Here is a 218-nt window from a genome sequence, read left to right as displayed (position 1 = left end):
TGTACGCAGAGTAAACAGCACATCAAGATGATTCACCGGCACATCTGGGAAGATTACTTGGAGGAAGCCGATCACCTTCGTCATACGGAGGAAAATAAAAAAATATATGCACAGCGCAAAGAAACGATTGAACGGGTTTTCGCTGATGCAAAAGAAAAGCATGGTATGCGATGGACGAAGCTCAGAGGGCTCAAAAAAGTTTCCGCGCACGCGATGCT

Annotated in this window: 1 protein-coding gene; it reads left to right on the top strand. The window is 45.9% G+C overall.

Annotation, left to right across the window (positions count from 1 at the left end; translation table 11 throughout):
- The coding region (locus tag M3206_RS18945) for a transposase (RefSeq protein WP_251314052.1) at positions 1–218 on the top strand (218 nt) is incomplete at both ends.

It is taken from the genome of Fictibacillus phosphorivorans (assembly GCF_023715845.1).
In the GTDB taxonomy this organism is placed as follows: Bacteria; Bacillota; Bacilli; order Bacillales; family Fictibacillaceae; genus Fictibacillus; species Fictibacillus phosphorivorans_D.
Note: the sequence above shows the minus strand (reverse complement) of the source record. Positions and strands in the feature narration are given on the sequence as shown.